The organism is Mesorhizobium sp. M7A.F.Ca.CA.002.05.1.1, from assembly GCF_003998335.1.
Taxonomy (GTDB): Bacteria; Pseudomonadota; Alphaproteobacteria; order Rhizobiales; family Rhizobiaceae; genus Mesorhizobium.
Map to the genome: position 1 here is coordinate 1 of NZ_RZQI01000042.1, position 14,914 is coordinate 14,914.

The window sequence follows — 14,914 nt, forward strand, 5'->3', positions numbered from 1 at the left end:
CCATAGATCGCGCGCAGCCATTTGCGCTGAGCGATGGCGTTAGGGTCTCGCTCGCTGCCGACGATGCGGGAGACAATCTCGGCGCGGACGCGATCGATCGGCCCCTGCTCGAAGCGCGGCGCGTTCAGCGCGAGCCGAAGCAGGCCGAACGCCGCGTCCTGCTTTTTGGAAAGCATGCACATCGATCCGTAGATGTCGTCGCTTTGCGCGTCCAAACTCATTTCGGCGCCGGCATGGTCGAGCTTCACCTGGAAGGCACCGCTGTCGTAATGGCCAGCGCCTTCGATGAACAGGCCGGCCATCAGTTTGGCCATCCCCTCCTTCCCGACCGGGTCCTGCTTGGTGCCGCCCTTGAAGGCAAAGCCGATGTTGACGATTTCCACTGTGTGGTCCTCCACCAGCCAGGCGATGATGCCCTTTTCGGACTTCACCTCCTGGATGTTCATCGCAGCATGGGGCCGAGCGCCGAGCGTCATCTCTTGATTCTCCGTCTTGGGCAAGAGATAGCCCGTGGTCGAACGGTCGAACGCGAGATAGCGGGCGGCAACTGCTTTGATTTGCTCGGGGGTAACCTTGCGGATGCGATTCGGCCGTTCCTCGACATCCTTCACGGTACCGCCGGTGGCCAGCGTCGAGCCGTAGATGCTGGCGAGCCAGTCCAGGTTGTCTTCCGCAAAGATCATATTGAGCAAATAGTGGTCCTTGGCCTTGCCTAGTTCCTCGTTGCTGACACCATCCTCGGCAATGCGGGCAACTTCGGCAGCGGCCGCCGCTTCGAGATCAGCCAGCTTGGCATCGCCGCGCGGTGCGCCATAGATGGCGAACTTGGTGTCGTCGAGCATAGTGCCCTGGAAATAGACGCGGGCGCTGGAAGCGAAACCTTGCTGGACAGCGAGCGCCTGGTAGAGCCGGCCGCGGTTACCGCCGCCGAGAATTTCGGCCAGCAGGTCGAGCGCTTCGGCCTCGCCCGGCTTGGCGGTGTGGTAGGACGGCACCACCCACTGCGTCGAAAAACTGGGCACGCTGACGCGGGCGTCTGAGAGCGTGACGGTGCGCCTGGTGTTCTGCTCGGGCTCAACCGGCCGGATGCGCGGCGGCAGGTCAGGTCCGCGCGCCACCTTGCCATAGGTCTTTTCGGCCAGCGCCCGCACCGTGTCCGGTTCGACATCGCCGGCCACGATTAGCACGGAGTTGTTGGGCCAGTAGTACTTTTCATAGAAGACGGTGGCGTCGACGCGGTTCAGCTGCTCGATCTCCTGCATCCAGCCGATGATCGGGATGCGATAGGGGTGGTTCTGCCACAGCGTCGCGTCGATCTCCTCATGGAGAACGTCCTGCGGGTTGGTGTCGGTGCTTGAGCGGCGCTCCTCGATGACCACATCGCGCTCGGTCTTGACGACATCGTCGGTCAGGATGAGGTTTCGCATTCGGTCGGCCTCGAAGCTCATCATCAGCTCGAGCGCCGACGGCGCCACTGTCTGATAGAAGGCGGTGTAGTCGGAGGAGGTGAAGGCGTTGTTGGAGCCGCCGATCTCGAACACTGCGCGGTCGAATTCGCCGCCCGCATGGTTGGTCGTCGCCTTGAACATCAGATGCTCGAAGAAATGGGCGATGCCGGATTTGCCCGGCGGCTCGTCGGCGCTGCCGATCTTGTACCACACCATGTGGGTGACGATCGGCGCCCGGTGGTTGGGAATGACGACCACCTCCATGCCGTTGTCGAGCACGAAATCCCTCGCCTTGCCGTCCTCCCATGCGACGGGGATCGGAGCCGGCCCCGCGCCGACCAACTCGGACGCAACGGACGTCCTGCGAAGCCCATGAGTGCGGGGCTTGCTTGGTAGTTCTGGTAGGGAGAGTGGGGTTATGGGCTGCGTTCCTGGCAAAGTGATCTGTTCCTCATTTTGAAGGATCTATGTCTCCCGAACGCCTATTGGGAGAAAGTGGATCGGCACGCGACGCCGAGCCACATGAGCCGTCAGCGTGTTGCTGGGCCTGACGCGAGCCTCATCTTTGGATGCGTCCGGGAAACTTTCGGCATGGTGAGGCCATGGGAAGTCTGCTCGTTATCCATTGGGTGTTTGCGGATACCTGAGCATGCCCCGTGCCAAGTAAGAAAGCCCCGATTCGCAAGGTTTGATCCAACCTTGATACTTGCGATATCCGACATTGTCGGGCATCCGACAGAAAGCGCCTTTCGCCGGCGCGCCGGCTATGACGCTCGCCTCCTCCGGCGTGACGACGATCCTTTGGCGGGCGCCGCGCACACCGATCTGCCCGCCTATCAGCACCGCGACATCGAAGGACAGCGCGATCGTGACTGGATGGGTCTTACGCAAACATGCAGCAGTGCCACCGCGATCAGGACTTCATCCGCCCCACAAAGACCCGAGCGCGAGGGACGACGTGTAAGGCAACATGTCATCCTCGATAATGATGCCGCGCATAAAGAGGTAAGGTCCCTCGTCGAACCGGCGAGCCCCTTCGCTGGGTCTCGCGAGGGTCTGGTTTGCGAACGTCGACCGACAGCATCACGGCATGGGCGGCCCCATCGGTAGGCAAGCATTGACCGTGCCATCAGCGTTGAGGCAGCGCAGAGCCCAATTTCCCGGTGCCAGCCGGTACGTTGGAGCTTCAACTGTGGCCAGCCAAGCGGGCCGAGGCCGTGAAACTCCTGATACCCTGGACCGTCCGGATTGCAACGCACGACGCCTTGGTCTCGCGCCAACGTCCATTGACGCTCAGCGAAGCATCATGCGGACGAGCTGGGAAAGCTTGGCCGGGCCGGCGCCTTCCCAGGCGCATGGGACGCGCGACGACCCATGTGGACCTTGGATTTCACTACGCACTTACGCTGCTTTGGCCTTGTCAGCAGCCTGAGCATAAAGCGTGCTCAGCTTTCAGGGCGAGCCTCTTTCATGTTGATAGCATCTGTCGTCATTCAGGATCGCCCCATTTTCGCATGCCGCTTGCAGCTTTCAGACTGTTGTCAGCCAGGGCCGCCATAAAGGGTCTCGTTTAACGCATTCGGGAGGCTTCATCACTCGACCACATTAATTTCGGGCGGTTCGCCGGCGCTCCGAATGGCACTTAACACCAGATCCTCTCCAAACCCGTGATGATCCAAGAGGAAAACGAAAAATCCCTAAATCATAAAAAAGCACCGATACGGTCGGCTCCAGGCTGATGAAATTGCGGTCTCACTGGCCACGCACGATACTTGCGATGGCGATGGCCATTGCAAAGGCCGGTCAAGCACCCAAGACGCTGACAAGCACGCCTCCGACCAAAGCTCGATCGTTGGCAGCCTTTCTAGCCGTATACTTGGGGCATTTTGGGACGGCGATCCGGACGCCGATTAAAACCTGCCGGTCGTCTAAATGGAATGGTTGGTCCGGGTCCTTACTGGACCTGCGCCAACCCGATCGGGCCGGCGCACAGGGGCACCCAGACAATTGGACACGTCGCCTTTGCGCGGCGGCTTGCACTTTCTCGGATGGCCTTTTTTCTCCCCGGGCGAAATCGAGCGAGCGGTGAGGCGGAGCCTTCGATTTTGCCGATCATGTCGTGTCGCTTCGATCGAACTGCTCAGACGATGATAGCGGCATTGATTGCCGCGGCCGAAATGCGTTGTGTGAAGTACGATTTCTACGCCGTATACATACTGCCGTACAGTTCGCCCTGTCAGCAGCCTTGCCAGCAATCCGCCCTGTGTCCAACTGTCGTCGAATTCACCGGTGTCATTGAGGAATTCGTATGATCGCCTCGAAACCATCATTGCGACCGCGGGCGGGCGACGCAAGCTCTAGACTGCCACCGATCCGCTGGATAACCATGTTAGCGATATGTAGACCAAGGCCTGAGCCCGCAGCAGGAGTAGCACCACGACTAAATCGCTTTGTAAGCCCTTCGAGGTCGGGGAGGGGCACCACCGGTCCGGCGTTTGCAATAGCGATGGTTCCATCAGTTTGGACGGAAACTGTTGTCGGAACAGTGGGCAGTCCATGTATCAGCGCATTCTCGATCAGGTTACGAAGGAGGATCCCAAACGCATCGACATCCACTTTGCGCATCAAAGTGGTGCAGCCGTCGACGTTAAGATGCAGGCGTCCGGCATATTGCGGCTTTTTCCTCAGGTCGTCGATTTCCAGCCGAACCGATCGGACAAGATCGATCGCGTGATCCGCCATGCCAACCCCCGATTCGGCTTGAGCGAGCTGAAGCACTTTTTCGACAAGGCGGCCAAGGCTCGACAGCGCTTGCTCGATGCCGCGCGCACGCATTTTGGCCGACCCATTGGGAAGCTCGGCCACTAATCTCTGCATCTGAGCGATTGAACCTGCGATCGGCGTGCGCAGTTCATGCGCACTGTTTGCGGCGAACTCGCGTTCGGCCTCGAGAGCCGCCCGCAGACGATCGAGAAGCCGATTGACGGATGCCGCGATTGGAGCCAACTCTGCCGGGAAATCGCCCAAGTCCATTGGTGACAGATTGCCGCCGTCGCGCGATCCGATCTGCTGTCGCAGTACCTCGATTGGCCGCAGCGAGCGCCGGATCACGATCCACCAAACAGCTAAGCTAAAGGGCAGGAGCACGAGTGTCGGAAGGAAGACAAAAAGTGCGCCCTTCGCGATTGTGGTACGGCGGCCATCAAGCGGTTCGGCCAACCGATGATACACGCCGTCTTGGATCTCCTCTGTGTAGACGCGGTAATCAGCGTTTCGCCAAAAGCCGTTACTCAGGGGAGCATCAGGGAAGGGCTGCTGACCCTCTTCCGGTTCAGAAATAAGCACTACCCCGTACTTATTAATAACCTGCTCACGATAGGTCCAGTACTTTTCATAAGTTGGCAAGTGGTTATTGTATTGATCAACGTGTTTTCCATTCAAGACCTTGATCAGCTCTGGTTTTCTGTACTCTGCGCTCGCCTGGAGCAAGTCATCCGAACTTTCGTTTACATTATTGCAAAAAATGAACGCAGCAATGGTTGGGGCGGCGATCCAAACCAGGAGCGTTGCCCCGCCTAACCACGATATCAGCTTTCTCGTCATGCTGTTCGAGTTCGTCATGTGACCACGAGCCTGTATCCGGAGCCACGCACGGTTGCTATTCTATCCCCGCCGATCTTCTTACGGAGCCGGCTGACATAAACCTCCACTGTGTTGCTCTCGAACTCCGAATTGAATGAATAAAGCGCGTGCTCGATCCTCCCCTTTGAAACGACCGAACCGGGCCGGCGTAGAAGGCAGTCGAGCACCGCCCATTCGCGTCCAGACAGGTGGACCTCCTGCCCGTCGCGGAAGAGGCGTCGCTCGGCTGCCTGTATGGAAAGCGTCCCAACCGAAAATTGCGGCTCCGGAAAATGCCCTTGGCGACGTGCCACTGCACGGATGCGTGCCGAGAGTTCCCCCAGATCGAACGGCTTGACCAAATAGTCGTCGGCGCCAGCGTTGAGCCCCTCGATGCGATGCGAAATCCGATCGCGGGCTGTCAGAATGATGACCGGCGTTGTATTAAGCCCCTTGATCAGCTCCCGCAGATAGTCGATGCCATTGCCGTCCGGCAGGTGAACGTCGAGCAAAATAAGGTCGTAGCCGGCCACAGCTGCATGACCGCGCGCTTCGGACAGGTTCTTGGCCCAGTCGACCGCGTGGCCACCAGCCACCAAATGATCGTGCACAGCACTTCTAAGGTCGTCGTCGTCTTCAATGAGCAGTATTCGCATCAGGCTGCCGAGCTCCGGTATGAGGGCAAGGCTCCTGCCTTATTGATCGAAGCTGACAGTAGGCTGAACCGGCGCCAGCGAATATCTGGGGGCTTTCAGGCTGCTGTCAGCTACAATTGCAAGAAAGGGGTCGTTAACAAAGCCAAACGAAGAGGCCTTATGAAACCCCTCCTGATCTCGGCACTTTTGCTCAATGTGACCACCGGCGGCTGTACACTGGTTGGCGGGCAATTCGACGTGGCGGTCAACGAATGGCAGCCGCGCCACGCGTCAATGTCCAGGCTTGAAACTGACAGGTGTCTTAAATACGAGGGCACCGTAGCGGGTGCCTCCAGTTATCGAACAGTGCCTAGCAGGTCAGAAGTGCACTTTGACCATAGGGGTCGTCCGTATTTTCGGCGCTCGCGAACAGAGTCGACGGTCAATCGATGCGCCACTGCCAGAGTCTGGAACGGTCAAGTGTTTGTTATCCCCCGTCCGGGCCATATTCTCTGCCGAGGACCAAGAAGGCCCTATTTTCGGTGCCCACGAACAGAGCCAACGGTCAATCGATGCGCCACTGCCAGGGTCTGGAACGGTCAAGTGTTTGTGATCCCCTGTCCCGGCCGTGTTCTCTGCCGAACTCGCCCTTGTAGTCGGCACACCAAAGATCGTTAGGGCGACAGCCGTTTGAAAGTGGTGTCCCCGTCGCCCTGTTGCGCCTGCGCTTGCGGCGCTCGACCATGCCGTGGCGGTCGAGCACGGCATGCACGGTCGAGATCGCGGGCCGGTGCACATCCGGATACAGCCGGGCCAGCCGCTCGCGTATCTTCGGCGCACCCCATGTCGGCTTGTCTTGCTTGAGGCGCACAATCAGCTTCTCGATTTGAAACGGAAGCTGATTGGCGTGGCGATAGGGCCGCCGCGATCGGTCCGTCAGCCCCTCCAGGCCGCTGTCGTTGTAGCGCGTGAGGATCTTGTAGCCGGTCTTGCGCGAGATATCGAACTCCCGGCAAAGCACCGCCATCTTCTCGCGTCCAGCAGCCGGGCGACGAACTTCAGCCGCTCTTCCATGACGTTGCACTCCTTCCAAGGCACCTTGCTCTCCTTGCAAAGGGCCGAAAGTGTAACCCATCTATCCGGAATGAACTGTCACCCATCTCTCGGGAAGGGCAGTCATGGCCAAGGCAACTGGAAGCCGAATTTTCTTTTAGAGTATGAATCAGCGCCGTCTGCCGAAAAGCGCGTCCACGATCTTCCCTTTTGAAACGACCGTGCAGGGCTGGGGCAGACGGTAGTCGAGCACCGCCCATCCGCGTCAAGTCAGGTAGACCTCCTGCCCGTCGCGGAAGAGGCGTCGCTCGGCTGCCTGTATGGAAAGCGTCCCAACCGAAAATTGCGGCTCCGGAGAATGCCCATGGCGACGTGCCACTGCATGGATACGCGCTGAGAGTTCCCCCAGATCGAACGGCTTGACCAAATAGTCGTCGGCTCCAGCGTTGAAGCCCTCGATGCGATGCGAAATCCGATCGCAGGCTGTCAGAATGATGACCGGTGCCGATTCAAGTTCCTTGATCAGCTCCCGCAGATAGTCGATCCCATTGCCGTCCGGCAGGTGAACGTCGAGCAAAATAAGGTCGTAGCCGACCACAGCTGCATAATCGCGCGCTTCGGACAGGTTCTTGGCCCAGTCGACCGCGTGGCCACCAGCCACCAAATGATCGTGCATAGCACTTCCAAGGTCCTTATCGTCTTCAGTGAGCAGTATTCGCATCATGCTGCCGAGCTCCGGTATGAGGGCAAGGCTCCCATCTTATTGGTCGAAGCTGACAATAGGCTGAACCGGCGGCAGCGAATTATTTGGGGAGCTTTCAGGCTGCTGTCAGCTACAACTTGCAAGAAAGGGGTCGTTAACAAAGCCAAACGAAGAGCCCCTATGAAACCCGTCCTGACCTCGGCACTTTTGCTCAATGTGACCCCCGGCGGCTGCATCAGCAAATTGATTTGGGAAACAGGCGCGCCGGTTCTAATGACCGACGCAGGCCGAGGTCTGGAACAGCTGGACCAGCGAACGGCGTCTTCGGTTTTTCAGGCAACAGCCACATGGAAGAATATGATTGGCTCGACCATGCGCCGAGCTTTGTCGAACGGATTGGTCGCGGGCGCACTACCACAGATTATGGCAGGTTTACGCCCTGGCCTTGACACCCGGGGTGATCGTCACCGGCGGAGCCGCGGCGTACTGATCGGATATCTAACGTCGCTGAGTCTCTCGTCGGTGCAGTGGATCTCTCGGCTTAGCCATCATGCAAAAAACGACGGTTCCGCGACACCACTTTTCAGGTCCGTGACACAGGCTTTGTGAGCCGATCTGTTGTTCTTACCCCAGGCTAATGGCTGAACAGCTCTGTCGCCGGCTCGATGCGCCAGATGGCGCGATGTTTTGAACCCTTTCACGAGGCGACGGCAGCAGCCGACCGGCTCTCCTATCGCGGCTCCCGCGATCCACACACCCAACAAGGGAATCTACCATGGTAATGAAGGCACCGGTTGCCGACGCTAGGAATGGGTCGGTAGTAGATCGGCTGGTCGGCATCGACCTCGCTCGGGGCCTGGCTGTCTTCGGGATGTATGCCGCCCATCTCGGTCCCGACCCCGGCGAAGGAGGACTAGTCGGGTTTCTGATGGAACTAACCCATGGGCGGCCGTCGGCCCTGTTTGCCGTATTGGCCGGTTTTTCAATCCTCCTGATTACAGGTCGCAAGGCGCCGAAGTCGGGGATAGCCGGTAGACAGGCCATCGCCAGAGTCGCAATTCGTGCCCTTGTTTTGCTCGCGCTTGGCTCAATCCTGGGCTGCCTCGGTACCCAGGTCGAAGTCATCCTAGAATACTACGGAATTTGCTTCTTGTTGGTATTGCCGCTCCATCGGCTCAGCGCATATCAGCTGGGCTTGATCGCTGCCGCTACGGCATTAGTTCTCCCGCAAGTCCGTTCCTCCCTTCTGTCGGTTGCCCCCAACCTCCTCGACCCGGTCTTCAACCTCATGGTCAACGGCTACTATCCCGCGGTGACCTGGGTTCCTTTCCTCATCGCTGGCATGGCCATCGCGCGCCTTAATCTTAATACGCTAGCAGCGCATTGGCGCCTTGGTCTGGCGGGGGTCGCGCTGGCCGTGTTGGGCCATGGGGGATCCTTGCTCGCGCTGAGTTCCCGCGCTTTGACTGAAACCTCCTTGTGGTGGTCTGACGTTGACGGCGCTTTTGAGCCTTCCAAGTCGTCATTTATAGTCAAGTCGTCATGGATAGCCGCACCTCATAGCGAAACGACGCTTTCGATCGTGGGCAGCACCGGTTGCGCAATGATCATCTTGGCGGCTTGCATGCTCGCTGTGGATGCGCTCCCGCGTCTGCGAAAGCTGGTCTGGCCAATAATCGCAGTCGGCTCGATGTCTTTGACGGCCTATGTGCTGCACATTGCGGGAATAGCCTATCTTATGAAGATAAACATTTTCAAAGACGAGAGCCTGTCCACGCTCTTTGGCTTCGTTGTGGTTATCAGCACTTTTGCGGTGCTTTGGCTGCGCGTCTTCCAGCGAGGACCGATGGAAGTGCTGATGGGTAGGGTCGCAGATCTCGCGCGTCACATCCGCTGAGCACCGCCGCGCCCCGGCCTCCCGATCACATTACGGACAAGGTGGGGCTTTGTCCAAAGCTTGTTCGCGGCAGGGGAGGGTACTTCCTCCCACCCTGCCGCCTTGTTGATGGAAGCTAAAACGGTCGCGCAGGCGCTAGAGTTGCATCGGCATAATCAGCTTAAACTCGCGAAGTTAAACCCGCGGTTGGTCTATCTCGGCCCGCCTCACCTGAAAGGCTAAGGTATCCGTTTCGGTCAAGGGTTTTAGGGGCCATTTTCGCTGCGCCTTGAGGAGAGCGTTTGCTAGGATGAGGAGCTTTCGCAACAAGATGATGACCTTTGCGGGTTTGCCTGCCGCCTTTAGCGCCTGGTATTTTGCCTTGAGGTCGGGGTTGAAGCGCAGGGCGAAGGGCCGGGCATGTAGAGGGCCTGGCGAACATTGGCCCGGCCGCCCCGGATGAAGGCGCGGCCGCTCCATTTTGCCGAGGCCGGCGAGGCTTGCGGCCTTTGGTTCCGAGTTCCGGCATGTCGATGGTGAGTGTGCAGGCGGTGGCATCCGATGCGCCATATGCTGGTCAGGATTTCGCGGCGCTGGACAGCGTCGGGATCGGCTTTCATGAGGGTAAGCATCGTCTGATCGATATCGCTGAGTTCACGTGGATCTGCTTCCAGCCACTCGTTGTTGTGGCGCCTGAGCAAGGCAAGCGGTCAAGATCTGGCTCTGGTGCTGGCTGCGGTGCGATCCCCGCACGGGCCAGGTGCCGATCGTGTCGACGATCCACCTCGCCGCGACCAGAGAGCTGCTACTCTCTTCCGCTGTTCATTCTGGCCTCTTCGCAATGAATGTCATAAAATCACCTGTCGCAATTAATGGTTTTTGATTTGGCTCCAACAGCTGGCAGATATCGCCGAGAGTTCCGCAGAGAGCGTCGAAAGTTTTGGCCGCCTTCTTCCGCAGCCGCGCCTTGAGTTTTGAGCAGACCTGTCTTGATCGGGTTGAGATCGGGCGAGCATGGCGGCAGGATCAGGAGCCAGTGCCCCTTTGGCCAACCAGTGGGCGGCGCGTACCTTGCCGACAATCTGGGGTTCCGAACCCGACAGTTGGTTTTCAACCCGACAGTGGCCCGCCTCAGAGCAGGCTACCGCCCTTCGGAGCAGGCAGAAGCTAATCGAGGTTCGCGGGTTCCGGTTTGAATGTGCAGGTCGCTGCGCGCCTGATCTTTCGGTCTGGCGGCACATGACAAAAACCCTCATTTTGGCCGACGATACCCGGTCAGGAGCGGGTATCGCAGTCGAGAAGCGACCCGAGCACGTCCACAAGATGTGCCGAGTTTGCAAGGTGTGTCATTGTTTCTGTCAACGTTCGAGCGACAGCGCACGACGAAACGTCTGGCATACGCCTCGTCTGGCACGCGCCTCGCATATGTTGCAGTTGCTGCTGGAGATCAGGCGATCGAGTGGGCCTTGCAATTTTCCGATTTTGATGCGCCTAAAGTCTCGTGTACAAATCAGGCTGGCGTGAATGGCCTGCCTAAGTTGCGACTTATTACAAAGGAATGGATATGGCGACTGGAACGGTGAAGTGGTTCAACAGCACGAAGGGTTTTGGTTTTATTCAGCCTGACAACGGCGGTCAGGATGTCTTTGTCCACATTTCCGCTGTTGAACGAGCGGGCCTGTCGACCCTTAATGAGGGCCAGAAGATCAACTACGAGGTGGAACAGGATCGCCGCACGGGAAAGTCCTCTGCAGGCAGCCTCAGCAAGGCTGGCTAACGGTCCGGGAAAGCCTTGACAAGGTTCGTCATCGCCGGAACGCATTGACGGCTCGAAACCCGGGCCGGAGCATGCAAGTTAATGCCGCGGCAGGGATTGCTGGAGCCATCATGAATTACTCTGGAAATGAGGCTCTTGGACGGGAAAGGCGGGGCTCATCCCCGCCCTTTGATTCCGCGCAGATTGGGCCTACGGCTGCTGCGCGTCCGAACGACTGTTGATACGGATTTAGGCTGCGACCTTCTTGCGGGTCCGTTTCGCCGGCGCCGTGGCTGGGGCTTCCGGCTCTTTCGGTTTGCGGCCGAGTCCCATGGTCTTGGCCAAGGCGGAGCGCGCAGCGGCGTAATTCGGCGCCACCATGGGATAATCCGACGGCAGACCCCATTTGGCGCGATATTCGTCTGGGGTCAGACCATAGTGCGTCGCCAGATGGCGCTTTAGCGATTTGAATTTCTTGCCGTCTTCAAGGCTAATGATGTAGTCCGGTTCGATCGACTTTTTGATCGGGACAGCAGGTTTTTTTACAGGCACAGGCTCTTCTGCCGGTATGAGTCCAGCCGTGCCGTTTAGAGCCCCGTGCACTTGGGCGATCAGGGCAGGAAGCTCCCCCGCCGGGACGGGGTTGTTGGAGACGTAGGCTGATACAACATCGGCAGTGAGCTCGATGAGGATGTCGGTCTTGTGGGGTTCTTCTGTCATAAACTTCTCCGGGCAGCTTGAAACACAGTTGGGCGAAGTGTCGCTACATAGTGGCGGTTGCCGCTGAAAGCAAATGGATCGACGGGTGCGCTGCTCCTCCACCATTGAAGTCTCGGCGACGCATCCCGTCATCGTCCATCGCTAAAGGCAGCGTATTGAATTATGGGAGCGGTCGCGCCCGCCCCACCATAGCGATACAGCAAGACAATCAAAAAAGCCGGTCTTTGCTTGGCCCCAAATCTTTTCTCCTTTCGTGAACGCTGAGCTGCCAAGCTGCTACAGTTCACCTCGCGGGGCAACCGTGCACAACACAGGAGTCGCCCGAGCGATACATTCTTCACTTGCCGCTTATCAGCGCTGGTGATTGCACTTTGCAGCCTGCATCCGGACCCGCAGCGCTCACGCTGTTGGTTTTGCGCCTGCAGGCGTCGGAAGTCGGATCGCCGCAGCTAATTTCCTCAGGCGGACGAATTCAACAAATCGATTGTTTGGATCGAAGGCATCCACACCATCGATGCCTCTAGAATATGATCCAGCTACAATCACCGTGCTGTAATGGCAGGGACGGCCAGCACAAGCGCGACACGATCCGGCGGGTCCATCGCTGCGTTACGTATTCATGGCTACTGCATCGGGCGCTCGGTCGACCGCCTTAAGCCAGGTCGCCGCATTGCGAGACGGTGACCGGCGAGGGAGAGGGCGCTCTGGCAACGAAGCGAGGCGGGTGGCCTTGCGGGTGGCCGCGTGATGTCATCCGGCTCTCCTGCCGATCTCTGCCGGCCAGATCTGGAGCAACTGTTTTGCATAGATATGGCTCTCTTCAGGGGGCCATCTATGATGGGAGCCGAGCGCGTGTTCGAGCCGGGGAACAGGCTGCGCATGCACTGTGCCCACCTATTGCGATCGTGCTAACCTTGGTTGTTCGGACTTGCCGTTAAAGGCAAGCGACAGATTGAAGTTATGCTGCACCATCTGATTGCCTGGCTCGTTTTCGAGAGCTCGCCGATACAGGGCCTGTGCCGCGTCATGCCGCCCCTCAATGTCCAAAATCACGCCCTTCGCATTCAATGCACGTACGTTTCCTGGGGCTGCAACCAAGACGCTGTCGAGCACCTCAACCGCTTCGTGCGGGCGCTTCTGGCCCACCAAGGCATTTGTAAGTCGTATCGCCGCATCAACATTGTCCGGGTGCTGCTTCACCTCATCCCGCAAAGCCCGCTCTTGAACATCCTGACCAACTTCGCGCAAAATGCGTTCGCGCATAGCCGGATCGATTTGATCGGCGCTGAGCAACTCGGGGGAAGATGTCTCCTGCACGGAAAGAGCCGGCTTTTGCCAGCTGGCGCAACCGCCCAAAGGCAGAATGGCGAGTACGGCAAAAAGAAGTGAGTTCCGGCGCAGAAACATAGGCGATGGAGAAACTGTATTACTATTCATGTTATCTCTCAGTTATCGGGGAGGCGCGTGGCGTTCAGTTAGGAAAGGTGGGACTACTCTAACAATCCGCTGTTCGATCCGTGCGGGAGTGTGACGGATCCTGCGGGGCGAATTGTAAAGTCGGAGGCGAGGTCTTGATAAGACAGCACGGCGAGATCAACCCCGTTTCGCGTCAGAAAGCCGCGGACGAAACGTCGGACATCCATCGACGTCAACAGAATAGGGCGGGTTTGACCCGGTTCTGCGTTCGAAAGGACCTGACGTATCTGTGATAGCATCGCTTCGCTTTGCCGATCCTCCAGTGCGAGATAGGGGCCTGCATCCGAATCTCGAACCGCGCCACGCATCACATCCTCGCTCTCGCGCTCGACGACCAGGGCGGACACTATGCCCTCCGTGTTGGCATGGCGGTGGCAGATCTGTCGCTTCAAACCAGAACGGACATATTCCGTCAGCAGGGCAACGTTTTGCTCACGCTCGCTCCATTCGGCCAATGCCTCCAACACGAGACGGGTGTGGCGGATTGGGATACCTTCCTCCAGGAGGCGGCGCAGAACATCGGCAATCCGAGGAATCGGCGTCGTGCGTAGCACCTCTTTCACAAGCTCAGAATATTCCTGCTCCATTCGGCCCAGGAAATGTCGGGTCTCTTGGATGCCCACCAATCGCGGTGCGTAGCGGGTCAACGCTGCATGGACGCGCAAGGCGAGGAGTTCGCCGGGAGCCCTATGCTCCGTGCCGGCGCCCGTAAGGGCCTTTGCAGGGGTATGTTCAACCGGGAGTCTGTCCGTTTTCGGCTCACGTCTAAGGGGGACACCGCTCGAGTCGACGTGCGCTACATCGGCTCGGAGCGCCATCTGGTTTGGATCTAAGGCGTCCTGTTCGACTGGCACGCCCTCGACATCAATTCGGAATTGCGATGCAGGCAGCTGCTCGTCAACCAAGACAGGGATGCGAGGAACGATAATGCCCAGATCGGCTGTGACCAGGAGCGAAACGCGCCCAATATGTTTTTGCAATTCGGCTTGATCGACCGCCTGCATAAGATCTGGCGCTAGAAAAAATGCGATCGGGAATTCCTTCGCAGGCGCGGCTTGCTTAGGCTCCGCTGCAGTTCCACCTTTCGCATCGGCAGTGCCGGCGCCCAGCACATCAGCCTTGACAATGCTTACCGCAGCGAACACTGCGGCCAGCATCAGAAAGACGGGGAGGGGAAACCCAGGAACGAACCCCATTACAACCAGGACGCCGGCCGCCAGTCGCAAGGCTCGAGTGCTGGCCGTGAGCTGACTGACCATTTCTGTACCGAGGTTGATCCTCGCCGTCCCAGTCACACGGGTGACGATGGTCGCCGCAGTAATGGAGAGCAGAAGGGCCGGAATCTGCGATATCAATGCATCGCCTATCGTCAGCAGAGTGTAGTGATGCAGTACCTCGCCGAAGGACATGCCCTTGGAGAGCAGGCCGATCGAAATTCCACCCAGCATGTTGATGCAGATAACCACCAGCCCGGCGATGGAATCGCCCTTCACAAATTTCATCGCGCCGTCCATCGCGCCATAGAGTTGGCTTTCCTTCTCCAATTCGGCGCGCCGCCGGCGGGATTCGTTGGCATCGATGTGGCCGTTGCGTAGCTCTGCGTCGACCGCCCTTTGCTTGCCCCGC

General features: G+C 58.6%; 9 protein-coding genes and 2 pseudogenes. 2 read left to right on the forward strand and 9 right to left on the reverse strand.

Annotation, left to right across the window (positions count from 1 at the left end):
* Positions 1 to 485: 485 nt before the first annotated feature.
* The 6 genes and pseudogenes from EN939_RS04160 to EN939_RS04180 form a co-directional block, all read right to left on the reverse strand.
* Positions 486 to 1,790: pseudogene (locus tag EN939_RS04160) on the reverse strand (M16 family metallopeptidase); the annotation flags it as partial.
* 276 nt (positions 1,791 to 2,066) lie between these two features.
* Entirely contained in the window at positions 2,067 to 2,339 is a 273-nt protein-coding gene (locus tag EN939_RS37910) for a hypothetical protein (protein WP_024505391.1), read from the reverse strand.
* A gap of 1,401 nt (positions 2,340 to 3,740) precedes the next feature.
* Complete coding sequence (locus tag EN939_RS04165) at positions 3,741 to 5,069, reverse strand: sensor histidine kinase (RefSeq protein ID WP_127267035.1); 1,329 nt, start codon at positions 5,067 to 5,069, stop codon at positions 3,741 to 3,743.
* Positions 5,066 to 5,725 carry a response regulator transcription factor gene (locus EN939_RS04170; protein ID WP_127267036.1) on the reverse strand — a complete coding sequence of 220 codons (660 nt, stop codon included), beginning with the start codon at positions 5,723 to 5,725 and terminating at the stop codon, positions 5,066 to 5,068. The genes EN939_RS04165 and EN939_RS04170 overlap by 4 nt, the downstream gene beginning before the upstream one ends.
* A gap of 619 nt (positions 5,726 to 6,344) precedes the next feature.
* Positions 6,345 to 6,802, reverse strand: a pseudogene (locus tag EN939_RS04175) (helix-turn-helix domain-containing protein); the annotation flags it as partial.
* Between the two features lie 220 nt (positions 6,803 to 7,022).
* A complete protein-coding gene (locus tag EN939_RS04180; protein WP_236383461.1) occupies positions 7,023 to 7,481 on the reverse strand; it encodes a response regulator transcription factor in 459 nt (152 codons plus the stop codon).
* A gap of 754 nt (positions 7,482 to 8,235) precedes the next feature.
* On the opposite strand from EN939_RS04180, the gene EN939_RS04185 reads away from it, so the two are divergent.
* Together EN939_RS04185 and EN939_RS04190 are read left to right on the forward strand one after the other, a co-directional pair.
* On the forward strand, positions 8,236 to 9,357 hold the full coding sequence (locus tag EN939_RS04185) for a DUF418 domain-containing protein (RefSeq protein ID WP_024505387.1): 1,122 nt from the start codon (positions 8,236 to 8,238) through the stop codon (positions 9,355 to 9,357).
* A gap of 1,543 nt (positions 9,358 to 10,900) precedes the next feature.
* Positions 10,901 to 11,113 carry a cold-shock protein gene (locus tag EN939_RS04190; RefSeq protein ID WP_008874821.1) on the forward strand — a complete coding sequence of 71 codons (213 nt, stop codon included), beginning with the start codon at positions 10,901 to 10,903 and terminating at the stop codon, positions 11,111 to 11,113.
* A 228-nt stretch (positions 11,114 to 11,341) separates the two neighbouring features.
* Here the strand turns inward: EN939_RS04190 and EN939_RS04195 are convergent, their stop codons facing one another.
* From EN939_RS04195 to EN939_RS04205, 3 genes are all read right to left on the reverse strand, one after another.
* On the reverse strand, positions 11,342 to 11,812 hold the full coding sequence (locus EN939_RS04195) for a MucR family transcriptional regulator (RefSeq protein ID WP_024505385.1): 471 nt from the start codon (positions 11,810 to 11,812) through the stop codon (positions 11,342 to 11,344).
* An 894-nt stretch (positions 11,813 to 12,706) separates the two neighbouring features.
* Entirely contained in the window at positions 12,707 to 13,249 is a 543-nt protein-coding gene (locus EN939_RS04200) for a tetratricopeptide repeat protein (protein WP_082826568.1), read from the reverse strand.
* Between the two features lie 53 nt (positions 13,250 to 13,302).
* The coding region (locus EN939_RS04205) for an FHIPEP family type III secretion protein (RefSeq protein ID WP_127267037.1) at positions 13,303 to 14,914 on the reverse strand (1,612 nt) is incomplete at its 5' end.

What these genes read in the sequence shown, in the direction of transcription:
- EN939_RS04165 (WP_127267035.1), bottom strand. Translation starts at nt 5,069, where the DNA reads ATGACGAACTCGAACAGCATGACGAGAAAGCTGATATCGTGGTTAGGC.
- EN939_RS04170 (WP_127267036.1), bottom strand. Translation starts at nt 5,725, where the DNA reads ATGCGAATACTGCTCATTGAAGACGACGACGACCTTAGAAGTGCTGTG.
- EN939_RS04180 (WP_236383461.1), bottom strand. Translation starts at nt 7,481, where the DNA reads ATGATGCGAATACTGCTCACTGAAGACGATAAGGACCTTGGAAGTGCT.
- EN939_RS04185 (WP_024505387.1), top strand. Translation starts at nt 8,236, where the DNA reads ATGGTAATGAAGGCACCGGTTGCCGACGCTAGGAATGGGTCGGTAGTA.
- EN939_RS04190 (WP_008874821.1), top strand. Translation starts at nt 10,901, where the DNA reads ATGGCGACTGGAACGGTGAAGTGGTTCAACAGCACGAAGGGTTTTGGT.
- EN939_RS04195 (WP_024505385.1), bottom strand. Translation starts at nt 11,812, where the DNA reads ATGACAGAAGAACCCCACAAGACCGACATCCTCATCGAGCTCACTGCC.
- EN939_RS04200 (WP_082826568.1), bottom strand. Translation starts at nt 13,249, where the DNA reads ATGAATAGTAATACAGTTTCTCCATCGCCTATGTTTCTGCGCCGGAAC.